Source organism: Phyllobacterium sp. CL33Tsu (genome assembly GCF_900113985.1).
GTDB lineage: Bacteria > Pseudomonadota > Alphaproteobacteria > Rhizobiales > Rhizobiaceae > Phyllobacterium > Phyllobacterium pellucidum.
On sequence record NZ_FORJ01000001.1, the window covers coordinates 1,750,301 to 1,767,927 of the forward strand.

Genomic DNA, 17,627 nt, shown 5'->3' on the forward strand with positions numbered 1-17,627 from the left:
GCAATGGCCCAGACTGCTCGATCCAATAAGTGCAAGCAAACGGCGGAACGGCAGCGGACGATCCAGAAAAGGGCCGATACGAAGGCCAAAAAATCCGGCTCGGGGCAAGAAAAAAAGATACCTCAGACGGGAGCGCGCGCCTACCCGGTCCCGCCGTTTCCAAAACAGCATCTGTCAAAACCAGGAACGGAGTCCATGCTCAAACCGGAGCCGATGTACGACGCGCCCTATTATCTCGGTTCACGCAAGCTCGAAGGAAAGGCAGCCCTGATTAGCGGGGGCGATTCAGGAATCGGGCGGGCCGTTGCTGTGTTGTTTGCGCGCGAGGGCGCAGATGTCGCCATCATTCATGTCGATGAGCCCACCGACGCCGAAAAGACCAAGGCGCTGGTCGAGAAGGAAGGCGGGAAATGCCTGGTGATGGCCGGCGACGTGCGAGACCGGAAATTCTGCAAGGATGCGGTCGAGCAAACCGTGAAAGCATTCGGTGCGCTCGACGTTCTGATCAACAATGCAGCGTTTCAACTCCACACCGACGCGTTCGACGAACTCACGGAGGAGCACTTCGACGAGACGATCCGCACCAACCTCTACGGCTATTTCTTCCTGGCACAAGCTGCGGCCCGAAAGATGAAGCCGGGTTCGGCGATCGTGAATACCGGCTCGGTGACCGGGATCAGAGGCAGCAAGAACCTCCTCGATTACTCGATGACCAAGGGCGGTATTCACGCCTTTACTCGGGCCCTTTCGGGGAATTTGCTGTCCAAGGGCATCAGGGTAAACGCGGTGGCGCCGGGCCCGGTGTGGACGCCGCTCAATCCTGCCGACAAGGAAGCGGCCGACGTTTCGAAATTCGGAAGCGACACGCCGATGATGCGGCCGGCCCAACCCGAGGAAATTGCCCCCGCCTATGTCTTTCTCGCCTCGCCTCACTGTTCAAGCTATATCACCGGCGAGATCCTGCCGATCATAGGCGGCTACTGAGATCGGCCATTGCTGGTGCGGATTTCGAGAATCTGAACCCCATCGGGAAGCTCGATCAGATAATCCTTGTCGCGTGGAAGATGGTGAATGCTATTGGGATCGCTGCCAGTGAACCGTGACATCGCTTCAATGCTTTCCCAATAGGAAATCGTCATGAATTCGGTTTCCTGCTCGCGATCCTCGCGCAGTGTCTGCACCCAAAGAGCCTGTTCGATAAGCGGTCTGATCCCTTCCTCGAAGTTATAGGCCTCGTACTCATCGGCAATGTGCGGCAGCGTGCGGCCACGCCAGATACGAGCAATCTTCGCCTTTTCCATGATTGAACCCTCTCAGTCTCGCCCGAATTCCCTGCGAAGCTCGCCCTTGGCTTGCTCCAGAATGTGCTTTTGCGCCTCGGGGAGATTCTTGCCGGCGCGGTTGATGTAAAAGGTCAGCATCGACATGGCAGAACGGTAGGGGCTCGATTTCCTGCGGTCCGAATGTTCCGCCGATTGCTTTAGCGAATGCGCAATCTTGCGCGGGTCCTTCTGTTCGAAAACATTCGCTTCAAGATCCAGCGCATCGCTATGCTCTGTGACGTCTTGCGACCATTTCTTCTTGGCTGTCCTGGCCATTGCAGTACTCCTGCCTGTTGCGCTGGAGATTCAACCGGAGATGGCAGGATTGGTTCCCAATGCCGTGGAACCACGCAATTCTTTCACGCGTTACGGCGCCATGGACAGGTACATCACCGACGGTGAGACGCCGGACGCGCACTCGCTATCCGAGCTAAAGGCGGAAGCCGACCACTGCCGCCGCTGCGATCTCTACAAGTATGCAACCCAGACTGTCTTCGGGGAAGGTCCCTCGCGTGCCAAGATCGTGCTTGTTGGCGAACAGCCCGGCGACAAGGAGGATCTTGCGGGCCGGCCTTTCGTCGGGCCAGCAGGTCTGGTTCTCGATGAGTGCCTTGAGGAAGCGGCAGTCGACCAGGATCAATGCTACGTCACCAATGCCGTCAAACACTTCAAATTCGAGCAACGCGGCAAGCGTCGCCTGCATGCCAAGCCTAACGGCGGCGAGATCGAGGCCTGCTCCTGGTGGCTCAGAAATGAATTGCGGCTGATCCATCCGAAAATAGTGGTCGCGCTCGGCGGCACCGCGGCCTCGGCGCTACTCGGCAGTTCGGTGCGTGTCATGCGCGATCGCGGCAAGGTCGTTGAAACGACGATGTTTCCGCCGGTGCTTGTAACCATCCATCCGTCCTATATCCTGCGAATTCGCGATCGGGCCGATGCTGCGGCCGAGAAAAAGGCGTTCATCAAGGACCTCTCGGCAATCAAGGCGCTTGCTACCTGATGCAACTATCTGTTCCGGTCGGGCGGGATTCGGGTTAGTTGTATTCCCGTGCCGTGATTGATTCAGGTGAGCATGGATTCTTCGAAGCGAGCAGACGCAATTCTCGACAATCTTCTGTCGCTGCAGACGGAAAGCCTCGCCTTGGTCGCCGTTTATGACGAAGACGATGTGCTGCGCTACGCAAACAAGAGTTTTCGCGCCGCCTATCACCTTACCCCTGACGAGCAGTTGAGCTGGGGCGATATCATGCGGCGCAACTTCCTGGCCGGCGTCGGGACCGTCTTGAAGACGGCCGACTTCGAAGAATGGTTGCGCTCGACCCAGTCACGCCGCGGCAAGACCGCCTTCCGCTCGTTTGAAACAGATCTCGCCGACGGTCGATGGCTGTGGATGACCGAGACAGTGCAATCGAACGGCTGGATGCTGTGCATTGCCAGCGACATTACCCCACTGCGCGCCGACGACCGCTGGCTTCGCCAGGATCGTGATCTGGCGTTGCGCGCCTCGCAAACCGACGAACTCACCGGGATCGCCAACCGGCGCTTCATAATGACAAGGCTTGAGGCGCTTGCGGGCAAGACACCGGCGCCTGGTATCGATATTGGCTGTATCGCGGTGCTCGATATCGATTATTTCAAATCGATCAACGACCGCTACGGCCATCAGTCCGGCGATGTGGTCCTGCTCGATTTTGCCCGGCATGGGCACTCGTTCGTCAGGCGACTTGATTGTTTCGGCCGGATTGGCGGCGAAGAGTTCATGTTCATTCTGCCGGACACCAATATTGAAAATGGCCTGGCGATCCTGGAACGCGTGTTCAGCAAGATTCGCACCTCGAGGCCGCTTCCGTCATATCCGGAGGTTTCCTATACGTGCTCGGCAGGTATGACGGCATTGAAGCCGGGCGACACTGCCCAGGATGCATTCGCGCGGGCCGACAAGGGGCTATATCAGGCCAAGCTTGACGGGCGGGACCGTATCGTCGCCATCTGAGGGTGGCAGTTCTACCACTCGTCAGGAGATCCGAAAATGGCAGCCGTCGCCCAAGCCCGCTCCAACCTGTCGAGCGTTTCGAACGCTATCTCCATCCGCCGCATGTTCTCAGGGTCGCCAGCCACCAGCTGGTGATATTTTTCGGTGATTTCCGTCAGGTCGGCGCACAGATCCTGCGCCTTTTGTGTCAGGCGCACTCGGATCGTGCGGCGATCGCGCGGCAACGGAATGCGCTCGACATAGCCACACTCGCCGAGCTGCTTCAGGTAATAGGAAAGGTTGGTGCCGCCATAGGGCCCGCGATCCATGAGCTGGCCTACGGAAAGTTCGTCATTCCCAATCGTCAGGAGCAGCATCGCATGGGCAGGACCGATTTCGCGCACGCCGAGGCGGGACATCTCGGCCTGCAGGAATGTGGCGAAGCGGCGATTGGCCCGCTCCAGCGTACGGCCCAATTCGAAGTGGGTGAATGCGGAAGAGGACGAAGGCGTGCGTTTGCGTCGTGGTGCGTCTACCGCGTCAACGCTGTCCTCGCCTTCCTTGGCCGGGTCGGCTTCGACGAGATTGTGCAGCAAATGCGAGATCATTAGGTGCTCCTGAAACCAGTGTACCACGCGGTGGAAACGGTAATTCGCATGTGCGAAGGGGGAAATTACAGGGCGTAGGTTAACAGAAAAGAGCGAGGACTAGAAGGCATAAATAGTACTAAAGGATTAGTTGATGTGGAAACGGTCCTCTGCGACGCTCCTCGTGGGAGGAATAAAAATAGTTGGCAAATTGGTTGAACGTTCTGCGGGAGAAGAACGAATTGGCCACCGTGTTGGGAAAGAAAATTCCCAGGATGCTCGCGCACGAATCACTTTCGCTCGAACAGATGTCGGAACTCTACAAGTTCCTTGAAAGCCATGCGCACAGCATGGAGGAAATCCGGTCGGAGATGGAAGGCGAAGACCTGCCCGAATCCTATTATCAGGTGGCTGAGGACCTCGATCTCATCTTCACCGACCTCGCGGCGTCGGCTGCGGAGCGGCTGCGCGACATGCGTGCCGGTCCGACAGGCCCTTGCACCGGTTGACGATCGATGCTGGACTGGGCGTTCATCGGGTCTTGCAGGACTGAACAATGAAGCATTCGGATATCAGGACGACGTCGCTGCCTTCTGGCGAGAAGGTACCTGTTCTCGGCCAGGGCACCTGGTTCATGGGCGAGGACAGGCGCCAGGCGCAAAGAGAGGTGGAGGCGCTTCGCCTCGGTATCGATCTTGGCATGACGCTGATCGACACTGCGGAAATGTATGGCGATGGCGGCGCGGAGGAAATCGTTGGCGAGGCGATCGCCGGACGGCGCGACGAGGTATTCATCGTCAGCAAGGTGCTGCCGTCCAACGCTTCGCGCAAGGGAACGATTGCCGCTTGCGAGCGTAGCCTGAAGCGGCTGAAATGCGAGACGATCGATCTTTATCTCCTGCACTGGCGCGGCGGATACAAGCTGCACGACACAGTCGCAGCCTTCGAGGAACTGATTGAGACGGGCAAGATTCGCGCGTGGGGCGTCAGCAATTTCGACACGGACGACATGGAAGAACTCTTCGATGTTTCCGGCGGAAGCGCCGTTGCCGCCGATCAGGTGCTTTACAATCTGACGCGGCGCGGCATCGAATTCGACCTTCTGCCATTCTGCCAAAACCGAACGATCCCGGTCATGGCCTACTCCCCCATCGAGCAGGGCCGTATGTTGGGGCATCCTGCGCTTGCCAAGATTGCCAAGGCGTATGAGACGACGCCGGCGGTCGTGGCGCTTGCATTTGTCATCAATCAGGAAGGCGTTATCGCCATTCCGAAGTCCAGCACGCCGCAACACATCCGCGATAACCGCAAAGCTCTGGACCTCAAGCTCTCGGCAGAGCACCTCGCAGTTCTGGACAGCGTATTCCCGCCGCCGCAGCGCAAACAGCGGCTTGCCATGCTCTAAATCTCTCCCGATACGTCGCGGCGTTGCCGGTCGAGTTCTTCGCTGTATCGACGCAGCAAGTGACTTTCAGTCAGGAGACCGATGACGCGCCGCTCGACGAGATCGTTGACGACAGCAAGCGCTTCGCTCTCCGTCTTGTCGAAAATCGCTGCCGCCTGCTTGGCGTTCATCTGCGGCTGCAAATATTCGTTGCGGTATTTGATGAGACCGGCAATCGGCAGGTCCTCGTCGGCGTTCTCGGTCAGGCCCGCATGCGCCTCGGGCACGAGGACCATGCCGGCATATTTGCCGGTGTCATCGACGATGATCACCCGCTGCGTCGAACCCAATGGAAAGTCACGGCAGAATGCGCGGATGGTCTGCTCGATTGGCGCCGTGCGAACATCGGATCGCATGAGCTTGTTGACCGTGAGGTTGCGAATCCAGCCGACGTCATGGGCGCTGCGAATGCTCTCACCGCGCAGGTGGAAACGCCAGGTCGCGAAGGAGTAGCCGAACGTATGGCGTACCGTCAGCGACGCTGCGGTCACCGCGGCGAGAACGAGGACCGTTATTGGAAAGTCGCCGGTGATCTCGAGGGCGAGGAACGTCATCGTCAGGGGACCGCCAATAACCGAGACGGCAAGCGCACTCATTCCGACGACCGCGTAGATCACCGGCGTCAGCGTCGCGTGCGCAAAAATATAGGGCGCCGAATAAGCAAAGAGCTTGCCGAGCAAGGCTCCCATGAACAGCGAGCCGAAGAAAAGCCCGCCTCTGAAACCCGATCCGATGGAGATCGCGGAAGCCAGCGATTTGAGCAACAGCAGGCCGACCAATGCGGCAATCGTCGTGGTCGTGTCGAGATTGAGGTGCAGGGCGCCATGTCCGCCCGACAGCACCTGCGGTGTGACGAGGGCGAGGAGGCCGACGATGGCGCCGCCGAGGAGGGGCCGGAGCGCTGGTGGAATGAAGCTCTTGCGTGCCATTTCCTCGACGAAAGAGACGCCCTTCATCAGGAGAATGCCGGCGAGTGCGCAAAAGATGCCGAGCAACATGGCTGGCAAGTAGTCTGCCGGTACGACCGCGCCGAACTGGCCGATGTCGATGACAAAATGGTCACCCGACAGGGCTTTGGCAACGACATTGGCGATCAGCGCCGACACAATCACGGGCGCAAGGCTGAGGATGGTATAGGAGCCGATGATCAATTCGAAGGCGTAGAACGAGCCGGTGAGCGGCGCATTGAATGCTGCCGCAATCGCTCCCGCCGCGCCGCAGCCGACAAGAATGCGCAGATCCGACCGGCGAAGTTTCAGCGAAAGACCGATCTTCGACGCAAGTCCTGAGGCAAGCTGTGTGTAGCCGGCTTCGAGCCCCACCGATGCACCGAAGCCGTTCGAGATCAAATTCTGTGCGGCAACGATCAGGCTGTCATTGAGCGACAGCCTGCCGCCATGCAGCGCATTCGCCTCGATGGGGTCGACCATGGGCCGTTTGCAGTAGCGCGTGAGAACGAGCAGCACGAGGCCCATGAGAGCGCCGCCGAAAATCGGCGCGATGAACAAAGTGGTCGTATTGGTCGTTACGATCGTCGAAAGGCGCTCGCCGGCCTCGAGACCAAAAATCATCTGGTGCATGCCCTGGGCGATCATGCTCATGGCCGTGACCGTCCAACCCGAAACAACCCCGACGACAGCGGCTGCAAGGACGAGGCCAAGTTCGGTGCTGCGGGCGAAAGCCCGCAGCCGGCTTGGCGCAAGGAAAATCGAGAACACGCCCAATCGGCGCAGTGCCAGCTTGCGATAAAGTGGACGTAAACCCATGAGCGGACCGTGTTGGCGTGAACCTCCCGAAGGCGGGAGAGGGTGCGATGTGCGCGTTGCGAAGCGGTTATACATCCATTGTGTCAATGAGTTGGCACAAAACGCCGGGAATTGGTAGCGCTCAACCTTTGGTGATGCGATTCATGCAATGAGAGCCGGCCGCCTTGTAGCAGCCGGCTCAACGGATATCGCTATTTGGGTTTAGTTGCCTTAAGCTCGGGCGAAGAGGCGCGCCGCCGGTTCCCGATGCGAGAGATTGGGTCGCAATGCTTGCCGGGCACCCTCGAAGGCATTCCAGTCGGCAATGTCGGGCAAGGCTGGAATTGTGACGAGTTCGCCCTGGTCGAGGCCGGCCAAGGACGCATCGACCATGTCGGCCGCGGTCATGACAATGGCACTCGGCAGGTTTTCAACCGGCCGGCCGGCGTTCGCCCAGAACTCCGTGCTCGTGGCGCCGGGCAACACGGCCTGGATACGGATGCCCTTGTCATTGAGTTCGTGATGCAGGGACTGGCTGAAGGCGAGCACGAAAGCCTTGGTCGCGCCGTAAACGCCGTTGAGCGCTTCCGGCGCAATGGCGACGATCGAGGCGATATTGATAATCGTGCCGCTGCCGCGTGCGACGAATTTTGGCGCTGCGGCCTCCGTCAGCCGTGTCAATGCAACCACATTGAGCTTGATCATCGCGTCCATTTCAGCCGGATCGGATTCGAGCAGTGGTGCCGTTGCGCCGACGCCCGCATTGTTGACGAGCATGGTTATGCTCGCATCGTTGGCAAGAATTGCTCCGACCTTCGCAATTCCGCTGTCGTCGCCAAGATCGGCGGCAACCACTTCGACGCTCCGCCCCGTTTCGGTTGTCAGGCGCGAAGCAAGGCTTGTCATCCTGTCGCGATTGCGCGCCACGAGAATGAGGTCATAGCCGCGGCGTGCAAGCCTGTCCGCATATACCGCGCCGATGCCCGATGATGCGCCAGTGATCAGCGCCGTGCCCTTGTCTGATTGAATGGTCATGTCCTGGTTCCTTCCATGTCTGGGTGACTGGAGGAAGAATACAACTGAACGGCCACGGCCTAAATGTCATATAAGCCACGTTTTAGGACACCGCTGTTAGGTGACAGAATTAGCAGGTCTCGGCCCTTTCTTTGTTCCGGCCAGAACATTGGCGACCACGGCGGCAAAAACGATCGAGCCGCCAATAACCGTGCTTCTGCTTGGAACCTCGTTGAATACGAGCCACATCCAGAAAGGTGCGAGAGGCGCATCGAGCGAGCCGATGAGGGCGGTTTCTATGGGTTGAAGCCATTTTGCGCCTAGCGTGAAGCAGGCAAGGCCGACGGCGGAAACGAGGATGCCGAACATGGCGATGAGGAGGAGGTCGTGTGCGGAGACCGACAGGGGATTGCCAAGCGGCCAGCAGATGAGCGAGCTCAGGAGGGCCGACACGCAGGCGGCGGGCATGACCGAGATTTCAGGAGACCGGCGCACGATGACCATCAGCACGCCCATGCAGAGGGTCATGCCGAATGCCAGCAGATCGCCGAACAGGCTGCCCTCCGTCCCGAGCCCGACCATGATGATGACGCCACCCATCGCGGCGATGCTCGCGACGATCGCGCGCAGGGTCGAGCGCTCGCCCATGGCCAGCCAGGCAACGACGGCGGCGACGAAAGGGATTGTCGCATAGATGACCGCGACATGCGCCACGGTCGTCTCCTTGAGCGCGGTTATGAAAAACACCATGCCCAGCGACGAGACCGCTACGAAAAGCCAGCCGGGACGACCCATATGGCGGAAGCTCTTCCAGGCGATCCCACCTTCAAAAAGCATCATGGCAACGGCAATGCCGATCGAGCCGAAAATACCCCGCCAGGCAAGGATCGTCCAGCTGTCGAGCGGGATCGCGCGCGTGAACAACCCGGCAAGGCTCCAGGCCACTGCGGATGCAGTAACCAGGATCAATCCCAGTCGATATTCCGCTACCCTGTTCACACACGCCCCGGTTGTCTTTTGCCCTTGCGCGTACTAGTGGCGCGTTCGCACAAAATGACAAGATATATTGGAAGCCCGTCCACGGTCTCCTGACAGAGCGGCCCGGACGAGCGTCGGGCTGGTCTTGATTGGAGCGCACTCCTCCCGCATAAATGCGGGCAAGCAGTCCAGGGAGAGGATGCCATTCCACTCCGTCAATCCGAAACATCCAGGAAATCGATCATGTCAAATGCCATCGTCCCAACCTCCGGCGTCCTTCTCGGACGAGCCAAAATTCCTGGCTACGACCACCCCCGGATCGTCACAATCAGAGATGGCATTGTTTATGACATCACCGACAAGGCTGGCCCGACCGTGCGCGACATATGCGAGATGGCCGAACCCGCAAGCTATGTTACCGGCGTGGAAGGTACCAGGATCGGCGCCGTCGATGCCGTCCTTGCCAATAGCTGGTCCGGCACGTTCGATCCGGCCCACCCGGCATTGCTGTCACCCATCGATCTGCAGGCGGTCAAGGCGTCCGGTGTGACGTTTGTCGCCTCGCTGCTTGAGCGTGTTATCGAAGAGCAGGCGAAGGGCGACAAGACCAGGGCGGATTCGCTGCGCGAAGAGGTACTCGGCCTTATTGGCGCGGATCTGTCGCAAATCGTGCCGGGCTCGCCCGCTGCGATGCAGGTGAAGGAGGCGCTGATTGCACGCGGCGTCTGGAGCCAGTATCTCGAGGTCGGCATCGGGCCGGATGCGGAGATTTTCACCAAGGGGCAGCCCATGTCGACGGTCGGCTTCGGTGCGGACGTCGGCCTCCATCCAATCTCAAGCTGGAACAACCCCGAGCCGGAGATCGTGCTCGTGGTTGCCAGCAGCGGCCAGATCGTCGGTGCGACGCTTGGCAATGACGTGAACCTGCGCGATGTCGAAGGTCGCTCAGCGCTGCTTCTCGGCAAGGCCAAGGACAACAATGCGTCCGGCTCCGTCGGACCTTTCGTCCGGCTCTTCGATGGCGAGTTCACACTCGAAACCGTCAAAGCCGCCGAACTCAGCATGCGGGTCGAGGGCGAGGATGGCTTCGTGCTCGACGGGCATTCCAACATGGCGAAGATTTCGCGCAAGCCAGAATCGCTGGTTGAGGCGACGATCGGTCGGCACCATCAGTATCCGGATGGCCTCGTCCTCTTCCTCGGCACCATGTTCGCTCCGGTCAAGGACCGCGACGGCCCGGGCAAGGGCTTCACCCATAAGCTCGGCGATATCGTCTCGATATCCACGCCTTCGCTTGGGACATTGTCCAACCGGGTGCGGCTCTCGACCGAGTGTGCGCCGTGGACCTATGGGGCAAGCCATCTGCTGCGCGATCTCGCCAGGGCGGAACTTCTCTAGCGCTAGGTCCAGAAGTATCGGACGAAGTGAAAGAAGACCGGCGCGGCGAAGACGAGACTGTCCGCGCGGTCGAGCATGCCGCCATGGCCCTCGATCATGTGGCCCCAATCCTTGACGCCGCGATCCCGCTTGATCGCGGAGGCGACGAGCCCGCCGAAGAAGCCCATGATGCAGGCAAGAGCAGCCATCAGCCCGGCCTGGACCGGCGTGAACGGGGTCAGCCAGTAGAGCGCCGCGCCAAGCAGCGAAGCGCTGGCTATGCCGCCGATGAGCCCTTCCCAGGTCTTGGAAGGCGAAACCTTCGGCGCGACCTTGTGCCGGCCGAAGAGCTTGCCGAACACATATTGCAGGACATCGCTGCCTTGCACGGTGGCTATAAGGAAGGCGATGAGCAGCAATCCCTTGCCGGCAAAGCCGGGGATCGCCAGCGTGAGCAGCGCCGGAACATGGCTGATGCAATAGACCGATAGCATAATGCCCCATTGCTGTTCGCTGACACGTTCTAGAAAGCGCGCGGTGTCGCCCGAAATTGCCGTCAGGGCAGGCATGGCGAGGAAGCAGTAGACCGGCACGAAGATTGCAAACAGGCCGTACCACTCGATCCACAGCAGATAATATTGAACGGGGATGATCACGAGGAACATGCCGATCAGGATCCAGTGATCCCCGCGCCGCGTGTGGGTGAGCGTCACATATTCGCGCAAGGCAGCGAAGGACACGAAGGCAAACAGGAGGATGACACCGCCCTTGCCGAAGAAGAAGGCGACGGAGATCGCGCCAACCATGATCCACCACGCCTTGATGCGCGAGTTGAGATTGGCGAGGGCGTCCGGCAGCACGTCACCTTTCCGCCGGCTTTTCCAGGACAGGGCGGTGGCAATGGCGCTTGCGCCAGTGAGGACGGCAAGAAGGCCGAGAAACAGCCAGGCTGCTTCAACCATGATCGAGAGCCCTCTGCTGTTCGGGACTAAGCGCCAGAAGCGCATCGCGGGCGCGCGCCAGGAAGGCGTGGCGATCCTCCTCTGGCTCCAATTGAACCGGCGTGCCGAAAACGACGCGGCACAATAGAGGGACCGGTAGAAACGCGCCCTTGGGGAGCACGCGGGACATATTCTCGATCCAGCATGGGACAAGCTCAACGTCGGGGCGAGCCAGGGCAAGATTGTAGATACCTGAGCGGAAGCGCAGCAACGGTTCCTCGGTCATGTTGCGCGTACCTTCGGGAAAGATGATCAGGGAGTGTCCATCGGCGAGGGCATCCAGCATGATGACCATCGGATCTTCGGCCCGCTCCACCCAATTGCGCTCGACCAGCACCGTATTGAGAAGATCGCGGGCAAGGATGTGGCGGACGCGGTTCTTGCGCCAATAGTCTGCGCCCGCGACGGCGCGCGTCCGCGCACGCTCCTTCGGCGGGAGGCACGTCGAAAGCAGAATGAAATCGCCGTGGCTGGCATGGTTGGCGAAATAGATGCGCTGCCGCCCCGAGGGTGCGCAGCCCTGCCAGATGGGCCGCACGCCGGTAATTGCGCGCGACAGGCCGGCAAGGACCATGGCGGCGGCGCGCCGCGTGACATGCTTACCGAACGTCTCCCCAGGTTTATCCACGCTTATGCCGTCCACAAACCATAGGCCGTTGCGGAAGCAAAGAGGGCAAGGAAGACCGCGAAAGCCAGATGAAGGCGCATCAGCAGGCGGTTGGTGCCGGCAATGCGAGCGTTGAGCGGACGGGTGGTTTTTGGGCATTTGCGCAGGCGCATGCGCTCGAGCAGCTTGTCGGCGGCACGACAGCCCGCCGTTTCGTCTTCATGCGAGGCAATGAAATGGAAAAGCGCCGCATCGAAGCGCAGATAGATGGCAAGGAACAGCGTCGTCAGACCACCAACTATCAGGAGTGGCCATAGCCAACTGAAAAGCTTGCCCCCGGCGTCTCCCGCAACGGAAGATGCCACCAATAGAATGCAGGTCAAAAACCCATATGTATGGGCCCTGCGCGTCAAACGGGCCGCGAAGGTCTCCGCGTCTTCATCCATGACGTTCCCCTGTTTCTTCCGTCACGATCATATCGTCGCTCAGGTGTATTGGCCTGCCCCCTGTCTTTATAAGGTGTATCGCCTGTTCTGCGGCAACAGCGTGCCCATGGCGCAAAAGCCAGGTCGCCACTGCCGCTGCGCTGCGCTGAAAGCCGAGCGCGCAACAGACGAGCACGGGACCTCTCATCTGCGCATTTTCGATGGCTTCCGAAGCTTTTTCAAGATCGTCGGGCGGTACCGGGACGAGATCGAGCGCCGGGAAAGTTCGCCAGGCAATTTCGACGCCGGACGGTCTTGCAAGTTCGCTGGTCAAATCGATCACACTGGCAAAAGCCGAAAGCTCGGCACGCTTCGGCAGACGGCCGAGGTGGATGTTGTCAAGAATCCGCACGGAGGAAGGCAGCTTGCGGGTCCATAGGTAGATGTTGATTTTTACGCCAAGCCGATAGGGTGCAAGCAGCCACAGGCTGGCCAGCGATACTGTTCCATTTTGGCGTTTCTGGAAGACTCCGGGCCCTGCGCCAAGATAGGCGAGGGCGACAATGCCGAACGCCAGAGCCGGCCAAAGCAAGATGAGGTAAATGATCGATCTCGCTGCTTCGACTACAACAAGGAGAAGAAGCGCCAAACTGGCGGCGGCATAGTAGCTGCCGATACGCTTATGCTTGCCATTCGGACTGAGAACAAAATCCCCCAGCGGCGACCGCTCCCCGGCGGGAAATAGCCACAAGGCAAAGAATCCGAGGAGTGCGCCGGTTGGTATGTCAATGAAATGGTGCTGGTAGGTCGTGAGCACGGAAACTCCGATCAGCAGGCACCACAGGTGCCATAGCCAGAGTATCGCGCCTGCGAGCCGGTGGCGCCAGTGTTCCCAGATGATGATGAGCAAGGCAATGTGCAGGGACGGCGCCTGGTTGAATGGCTTGTCGAAACCCCCGAGTAAATCGAAGAGGAAGCCCGGCGCTCCGCTCGTCAAAGGCTTTGCGAAAGTAAAGGTCAGGGGAAAGGCGACGAAGCAGGCAACGGCGATCATCTGCGCCGTGAGATAGCGCCTTGCCAGGCGGTCCACCTCTGATGGGGTGTCATTGAGGAACAGGGACAGGCCGTAAAAGGCGTTGATCGACCAATAGGGAAAAATCGTCCAGGCGAGGAACGGAATTTCCTGTTCCCAGCTGAAGGTTATGTGCGCAACGTGCAGCCGTTGCGCGGCGAGCCAGTTGGCGGTGCCATAGGTGAGATAGAAGAAGGGTGCGAGAAAGGCGAGCCATAGGATGGCGCGCTTGGCCACCGGCCCTTCAAGACGCCATTTGCCAATCGGTGAAACGCTAGCCGCCTTCATTTACGCTCGGCGACCGACACTGTGAAAATGCCCCAGCGGTCGATACGCTGCTCGATCTTCTTGAACCCTGCGGCAGCGACCAACTGGTCCATTTCGGCCTGTGTGCGCCGGCGCATGATCCAGGCTTCGCCGCCGCGGTGCGATGTCAGCGCGCGTGCGATCATTTCGAGCTGCGGATGCCAGGGCTGGTTGGTGTAGATCAAAAGGCTGCCGGGTTGCATCGCCCGGGCGAGGCCATCGAGCGAGCGGCGGATTATGCCATTGTCGGAAAATAGTTCGTAAAGCCCGGAGACAATCGCAAGATCCGGGGAGGGCACAGTCGCCGCAAGCATGTCGCCATCGAAGGCATCAGCCTGATGGAAGTTCGCGATCGACTGGAGACCGCGCTCGGCTATCAACTTGTTCCCCGCATCTACATTGATGGGCGAATAATCCTGGAGCCGGACACTGTCCGGCTTTATGCTGGATTGCGCGATGGCGTCGAGGATATAGCGACCGTGGCCGGCCGCAATGTCGAGGATATTCGTTGTTCTTCCGCTCGCGGCAAGCCTGGCGAGGCACATTCCGATCAGCTCTTCGAGATGCAGCTTTCGCTGGCGAATGCCGCGCCAGCCGATGGCTTCAAGGAACTGCTTGTCGACGAGCCTGCCGCCCGGGCCGATCCCGCGCGTTTGGTTCCGGTAGACATAGTCGAGCGTCGAACCGGAGTCGAAGCCCGTCTTTACCCCCGTGCGAATGCCTTCGGAGATGAGGGCGGCGCAGCGCAGGGAGGTTTTGTATGATGTCCAGTATAGGCCCTTGGCCGAAAGCATATCGTGTGGTGACGAAAGCCGGTCCGCCTCGTCGCGTGTGTAACCACTGGCATCGGCGTTGGTGACGTCGAGTTCGGCTGGGGCCTTAGCAAAGCGCTCGGTTAAGAAGCGGCGCATATGGGCGATGGGAATGGCCCGTTCCTTTTCGCCGAGCGTGTCGTGAAAAAAGCCTTTCAGTACATGCCGTTCCTTCAGGGGATGCGCCAGATTTTCGTAGAAGCGGTGTTGCGGCGCATGGCGAACGACCCAGTCACTCCCCGAGATCAGGAGCTGCGTCGGCACGATGATTGCGCGAGCGTCGGCGACGACCCGCTCCGCGGTTTCATAAAGGTCTAGCAATATGTTGGAAGCGATGGGGCGGGTGATCAGCGGGTCGTTTTCAAACGAGGCGATCCGCTCGGGATCGTGGGTGAGGAACTTGGCCTTGACGTAGGAATTGACGAAGAACTGGCCTTTCAGCTTTTGCCAGAGCGAGATGCCTTGCCGGGCAAAGGGAACGTAGAGTTTTACGCTAAAGGCCGGCGACGCAAGAACAAGTGCGCGGATGGGCGGCGCGTAGTCATGAACCCAGCTTGCCGCGAGGACTGCTCCAACCGATTGGGCGACGACCGCGATATCTTCCATGGCAAAGCCGTCCCCGGCAATGATGTGCCGAACGAAACTATCGAGATCGCGTACCGAAGCTGCGAACGATGGAGAAAAGCCGCGCGTTCCGGGAGAACGGCCGTGGCCGCGGGCATCCCAGGCATAGAATGCAAAATCATCGAGACCAAGCTCGCCGACAAGATGGGCGACACGCCCGCCATGCTCATGGCCGCGATGCAAAAGGATGATTGCGCCTCTGGCCGTTGCGCTGCGCGCCGGCCATTTGCGATAGAAGAGTTCCGTTCCGTCATGCGAGCGAAAGAAATGCTCTTCGGCTGCGCCGGGCGCAGTGTGGCCGTTGGCGTTCTCGGTGGTCGTTTCGTGTTCCGCCAACGAGATCATTCAGGATGCCGCTGTTTCGGCGCGCCGCAAGCCTGCGCGAACGCGATTGATCATGGTGTAGACCGAAAGGAGCGCCATAAGGGGAAAGATCCAGCCGAACCAGTAAGGGAGCACGATACCGCTGCCGATGAGGGCCGCGATGACGCCGAGTGCCAGGGCACGGTCGCTCTTGCCAAAGGGTCCGTCATAGCCGCGGCCGCCGCCGGTCATCACGCCGAGAACGCCGGCATATTCGGTCAGCATCGCGGCTATGGCAAAGGCGACGACGCCGGGCGGCGCGAATGGCCCGACCAGCATGAAGGGCAGGATGAGCGCCACGTCCGAGACGACGTCGCCGAGTTCGTTGAGATAGGCACCGAGCTTCGAGGCCTGCCTGAACTCCCGGGCCATCATGCCGTCGATCGCGTTAAGCGCCATGCGCGCGAAAAGGACGACCGGCAGCAGCCAGAAGACCGGGAAGATGTCGTAGAACAGGGCCACCACCGCTCCCGCAAGGACCGAAAGCACAGCTGCCGCGAGGGTGACCTGATTGGCGGTCACACCGCGCGCGACCAGGCGACCGACGAGCGGCCGCAGCAGGTTCTGGAAGGCTGGCTTCAGGGAATAGAGCGTTGGCATCGGCGGGATTCCCGAGAATTGGTCTAGGCCGTCAGCGGTTTCAAATCGGCCCTGCCGGGCAAAGGAAGGGATTTCACAATATTGCGTCCGCTGTGCTTGGCAAGATAGAGCGCCCTGTCGGCATTCTCGAGCAATTGCGCCGCAGTCTCGAACCTTCCGCTTCTGATCGTCGCCACACCGACGCTGGCGGTGATACGGATGGTTTCATCGTAGCTTGAGGTGATGATGAGGCTGCTGATCGACAGCCGGATTTTTTCCGCTTCGGCAATCGCGCTCTGCAAATCGCAATCCGGAAAGACCAGGGAAAATTCCTCGCCGCCGTAGCGAGCCGCGTGGCAATCGCGTTCGGCACCGATGCTGCGCAGGACATTCGCTGTCATTTTCAGGCAGGTATCGCCCATCTGGTGGCCGTAATGGTCGTTTATCGATTTGAAGTGGTCGAGGTCGACCATGAGGATTGCAAGATCGGTGTCGTTCTGCGTCGCCTTGGCAAACTCCTCGCCGATGCGCTTTTCGAAACTGCGCCGGTTCGCAAGGGTCGTCAGACCGTCTTCTTCGGAAAGCGCCTGCAGGATGGAATTGGTCCGCAGCAGATCGAGTGAGACGTGGCCATAGGCTTCGATAGCCTCGTTGATCGTCGACAACTCACGGAACAGCGGCCGGCGCAGTCTGAGCCTGCGCTTTTCGTGGCGGTCGATGGAACGCAGGCCTTCGATGGCCGAATTTATGGGGCGAATTATGTGCCTTGCCACGACATAGATCGCGCCGACAGCAATGAGAACTGGCAGCGTCAGAATGATGATCCACGCTACCTGGATCATCTTCGCCGTCCGCTGGATATCGCCAGACATGCCATAGGCGAGAACGGCGGCGTCGCTGACGATGGATTGGCCGAGCTCGTCGGTCACCCGCATGGCGCTTTGATAGGTTTCGAGCGCCTGCCGCTCCAGCTCGGCTCGAACGGCGGGGTCGGGACTCGTATCGCCGGCATCCATCTTGCGAACCTGATCGCGAAGGGCGACGATCTGCTTGACGTGGCTGCTGACCTTTTGGACGCCCTTTGCCAACTGATCATTTTCATCCAGCGTAAAGCTCTGGGCAAGCACATGCGTCTGCAATTGCAGCTGTCGCTCCAGCTCGCGGTCTTTCGCGAGGTAAATCGAACGCGCCAGCGACGCCAGCCGCTCGACCTTGATGGCGTTGCGGTTCTGGCTCAAGACCAGCGGCAGCTGCTGTTCTTGGGTGTAGCGTGCATCGTTCTCGATCTTGCGCAGGAATACGATGGAAACGCCTGCTGCAACTATGGCGTAAAGAAGCACGAATCCGATCAGCAGCCTTCCGGCCGTGATCATCGATATCTGCACTCCTCTCCTGCGCG

The 17,627-nt window shown here is 59.8% G+C and carries 19 protein-coding genes; 6 read left to right on the forward strand and 13 right to left on the reverse strand.

The genetic code is table 11. The features are described from left to right. Positions 1–3 precede the first annotated feature (3 nt). A complete protein-coding gene (locus BM074_RS08535) occupies positions 4–984 on the forward strand; it encodes an SDR family oxidoreductase (RefSeq protein ID WP_091921070.1) in 981 nt (326 codons plus the stop codon). On the opposite strand, the gene BM074_RS08540 is transcribed toward BM074_RS08535, so the two are convergent. Both BM074_RS08540 and BM074_RS08545 read right to left on the reverse strand, forming a co-directional pair. Further along, on the reverse strand, positions 978–1,301 hold the full coding sequence (locus tag BM074_RS08540) for an antibiotic biosynthesis monooxygenase family protein (RefSeq protein ID WP_091921072.1): 324 nt from the start codon (positions 1,299–1,301) through the stop codon (positions 978–980). The genes BM074_RS08535 and BM074_RS08540 overlap by 7 nt on opposite strands. 12 nt (positions 1,302–1,313) lie before the next feature. Then, positions 1,314–1,598: a DUF3175 domain-containing protein gene (locus BM074_RS08545; RefSeq protein ID WP_091921073.1), complete on the reverse strand. Its 285-nt coding sequence runs from the start codon at positions 1,596–1,598 to the stop codon at positions 1,314–1,316. Between the two features lie 40 nt (positions 1,599–1,638). Between BM074_RS08545 and BM074_RS08550 the strand changes: the two genes are divergently transcribed. Then, positions 1,639–2,322, forward strand: a complete 684-nt coding sequence (locus BM074_RS08550) for a UdgX family uracil-DNA binding protein (protein WP_091921074.1) — start codon at positions 1,639–1,641, stop codon at positions 2,320–2,322. Positions 2,323–2,394: 72 nt separating this feature from the next. Next, positions 2,395–3,315, forward strand: coding sequence for a sensor domain-containing diguanylate cyclase (locus BM074_RS08555; RefSeq protein ID WP_091921076.1), 921 nt, complete (start codon positions 2,395–2,397; stop codon positions 3,313–3,315). An 11-nt stretch (positions 3,316–3,326) separates the two neighbouring features. On the opposite strand, the gene BM074_RS08560 is transcribed toward BM074_RS08555, so the two are convergent. Then, positions 3,327–3,902, reverse strand: coding sequence for a MarR family winged helix-turn-helix transcriptional regulator (locus BM074_RS08560; protein ID WP_091921077.1), 576 nt, complete (start codon positions 3,900–3,902; stop codon positions 3,327–3,329). Positions 3,903–4,156: 254 nt separating this feature from the next. On the opposite strand from BM074_RS08560, the gene BM074_RS08565 reads away from it, so the two are divergent. Both BM074_RS08565 and BM074_RS08570 read left to right on the forward strand, forming a co-directional pair. Beyond that, entirely contained in the window at positions 4,157–4,390 is a 234-nt protein-coding gene (locus tag BM074_RS08565) for a hypothetical protein (RefSeq protein WP_139217638.1), read from the forward strand. Positions 4,391–4,437: 47 nt separating this feature from the next. After that, positions 4,438–5,286 carry an aldo/keto reductase gene (locus BM074_RS08570; protein ID WP_175498931.1) on the forward strand — a complete coding sequence of 283 codons (849 nt, stop codon included), beginning with the start codon at positions 4,438–4,440 and terminating at the stop codon, positions 5,284–5,286. Here BM074_RS08570 and BM074_RS08575 read toward each other — a convergent pair. The 3 genes from BM074_RS08575 to BM074_RS08585 all read right to left on the reverse strand — a co-directional run bounded on the left by BM074_RS08575 (position 5,283) and on the right by BM074_RS08585 (position 9,053). Then, the gene (locus tag BM074_RS08575) at positions 5,283–7,091 is read right to left on the reverse strand and encodes a chloride channel protein (protein WP_091921081.1); all 1,809 of its coding nucleotides are present in this window, start codon (positions 7,089–7,091) and stop codon (positions 5,283–5,285) included. The two genes, BM074_RS08570 and BM074_RS08575, sit on opposite strands and share 4 nt — an antisense overlap. A 210-nt stretch (positions 7,092–7,301) precedes the next feature. Beyond that, positions 7,302–8,105 (reverse strand): SDR family NAD(P)-dependent oxidoreductase, encoded by an 804-nt coding sequence (locus BM074_RS08580; protein ID WP_091921083.1) that lies wholly within the window; start codon positions 8,103–8,105, stop codon positions 7,302–7,304. 96 nt (positions 8,106–8,201) lie between these two features. Further along, positions 8,202–9,053, reverse strand: a complete 852-nt coding sequence (locus BM074_RS08585; RefSeq protein WP_175498933.1) for a DMT family transporter — start codon at positions 9,051–9,053, stop codon at positions 8,202–8,204. A gap of 252 nt (positions 9,054–9,305) precedes the next feature. Here BM074_RS08585 and BM074_RS08590 point away from each other — a divergent pair, with 252 nt between their 5' ends. Further along, positions 9,306–10,460, forward strand: coding sequence for a fumarylacetoacetate hydrolase family protein (locus tag BM074_RS08590; protein WP_091921086.1), 1,155 nt, complete (start codon positions 9,306–9,308; stop codon positions 10,458–10,460). Between the two features lie 2 nt (positions 10,461–10,462). On the opposite strand, the gene BM074_RS08595 is transcribed toward BM074_RS08590, so the two are convergent. The 7 genes from BM074_RS08595 to BM074_RS08625 are packed head-to-tail and all read right to left on the reverse strand — an operon-like array spanning position 10,463 to position 17,601. Beyond that, on the reverse strand, positions 10,463–11,401 hold the full coding sequence (locus BM074_RS08595) for a phosphatidate cytidylyltransferase (protein ID WP_091921088.1): 939 nt from the start codon (positions 11,399–11,401) through the stop codon (positions 10,463–10,465). Then, positions 11,394–12,014: a lysophospholipid acyltransferase family protein gene (locus tag BM074_RS08600; RefSeq protein ID WP_036813659.1), complete on the reverse strand. Its 621-nt coding sequence runs from the start codon at positions 12,012–12,014 to the stop codon at positions 11,394–11,396. Before BM074_RS08600 ends, BM074_RS08595 begins: the two co-directional genes overlap by 8 nt. A 56-nt stretch (positions 12,015–12,070) precedes the next feature. Beyond that, entirely contained in the window at positions 12,071–12,493 is a 423-nt protein-coding gene (locus BM074_RS08605; protein ID WP_027231221.1) for a hypothetical protein, read from the reverse strand. After that, positions 12,486–13,832: a phosphatase PAP2/dual specificity phosphatase family protein gene (locus BM074_RS08610; RefSeq protein WP_091921090.1), complete on the reverse strand. Its 1,347-nt coding sequence runs from the start codon at positions 13,830–13,832 to the stop codon at positions 12,486–12,488. The genes BM074_RS08605 and BM074_RS08610 overlap by 8 nt, the downstream gene beginning before the upstream one ends. Next, positions 13,829–15,631, reverse strand: coding sequence for a bifunctional alpha/beta hydrolase/class I SAM-dependent methyltransferase (locus tag BM074_RS08615; RefSeq protein WP_091921091.1), 1,803 nt, complete (start codon positions 15,629–15,631; stop codon positions 13,829–13,831). Before BM074_RS08615 ends, BM074_RS08610 begins: the two co-directional genes overlap by 4 nt. Beyond that, on the reverse strand, positions 15,632–16,249 hold the full coding sequence (locus BM074_RS08620) for a CDP-alcohol phosphatidyltransferase family protein (protein WP_091921093.1): 618 nt from the start codon (positions 16,247–16,249) through the stop codon (positions 15,632–15,634). 23 nt (positions 16,250–16,272) lie between these two features. Further along, the gene (locus tag BM074_RS08625) at positions 16,273–17,601 is read right to left on the reverse strand and encodes a GGDEF domain-containing protein (RefSeq protein ID WP_175498935.1); all 1,329 of its coding nucleotides are present in this window, start codon (positions 17,599–17,601) and stop codon (positions 16,273–16,275) included. Between the last annotated feature and the right edge of the window lie 26 nt (positions 17,602–17,627).

What these genes read in the sequence shown, in the direction of transcription:
- BM074_RS08535 (WP_091921070.1), top strand. Translation starts at nt 4, where the DNA reads ATGGCCCAGACTGCTCGATCCAATAAGTGCAAGCAAACGGCGGAACGG.
- BM074_RS08540 (WP_091921072.1), bottom strand. Translation starts at nt 1,301, where the DNA reads ATGGAAAAGGCGAAGATTGCTCGTATCTGGCGTGGCCGCACGCTGCCG.
- BM074_RS08545 (WP_091921073.1), bottom strand. Translation starts at nt 1,598, where the DNA reads ATGGCCAGGACAGCCAAGAAGAAATGGTCGCAAGACGTCACAGAGCAT.
- BM074_RS08550 (WP_091921074.1), top strand. Translation starts at nt 1,639, where the DNA reads ATGGCAGGATTGGTTCCCAATGCCGTGGAACCACGCAATTCTTTCACG.
- BM074_RS08555 (WP_091921076.1), top strand. Translation starts at nt 2,395, where the DNA reads ATGGATTCTTCGAAGCGAGCAGACGCAATTCTCGACAATCTTCTGTCG.
- BM074_RS08560 (WP_091921077.1), bottom strand. Translation starts at nt 3,902, where the DNA reads ATGATCTCGCATTTGCTGCACAATCTCGTCGAAGCCGACCCGGCCAAG.
- BM074_RS08565 (WP_139217638.1), top strand. Translation starts at nt 4,157, where the DNA reads ATGCTCGCGCACGAATCACTTTCGCTCGAACAGATGTCGGAACTCTAC.
- BM074_RS08570 (WP_175498931.1), top strand. Translation starts at nt 4,438, where the DNA reads ATGAAGCATTCGGATATCAGGACGACGTCGCTGCCTTCTGGCGAGAAG.
- BM074_RS08575 (WP_091921081.1), bottom strand. Translation starts at nt 7,091, where the DNA reads ATGGGTTTACGTCCACTTTATCGCAAGCTGGCACTGCGCCGATTGGGC.
- BM074_RS08580 (WP_091921083.1), bottom strand. Translation starts at nt 8,105, where the DNA reads ATGACCATTCAATCAGACAAGGGCACGGCGCTGATCACTGGCGCATCA.
- BM074_RS08590 (WP_091921086.1), top strand. Translation starts at nt 9,306, where the DNA reads ATGTCAAATGCCATCGTCCCAACCTCCGGCGTCCTTCTCGGACGAGCC.
- BM074_RS08595 (WP_091921088.1), bottom strand. Translation starts at nt 11,401, where the DNA reads ATGGTTGAAGCAGCCTGGCTGTTTCTCGGCCTTCTTGCCGTCCTCACT.
- BM074_RS08600 (WP_036813659.1), bottom strand. Translation starts at nt 12,014, where the DNA reads ATGGTCCTTGCCGGCCTGTCGCGCGCAATTACCGGCGTGCGGCCCATC.
- BM074_RS08605 (WP_027231221.1), bottom strand. Translation starts at nt 12,493, where the DNA reads ATGGATGAAGACGCGGAGACCTTCGCGGCCCGTTTGACGCGCAGGGCC.
- BM074_RS08610 (WP_091921090.1), bottom strand. Translation starts at nt 13,832, where the DNA reads ATGAAGGCGGCTAGCGTTTCACCGATTGGCAAATGGCGTCTTGAAGGG.
- BM074_RS08615 (WP_091921091.1), bottom strand. Translation starts at nt 15,631, where the DNA reads ATGATCTCGTTGGCGGAACACGAAACGACCACCGAGAACGCCAACGGC.
- BM074_RS08620 (WP_091921093.1), bottom strand. Translation starts at nt 16,249, where the DNA reads ATGCCAACGCTCTATTCCCTGAAGCCAGCCTTCCAGAACCTGCTGCGG.
- BM074_RS08625 (WP_175498935.1), bottom strand. Translation starts at nt 17,601, where the DNA reads ATGATCACGGCCGGAAGGCTGCTGATCGGATTCGTGCTTCTTTACGCC.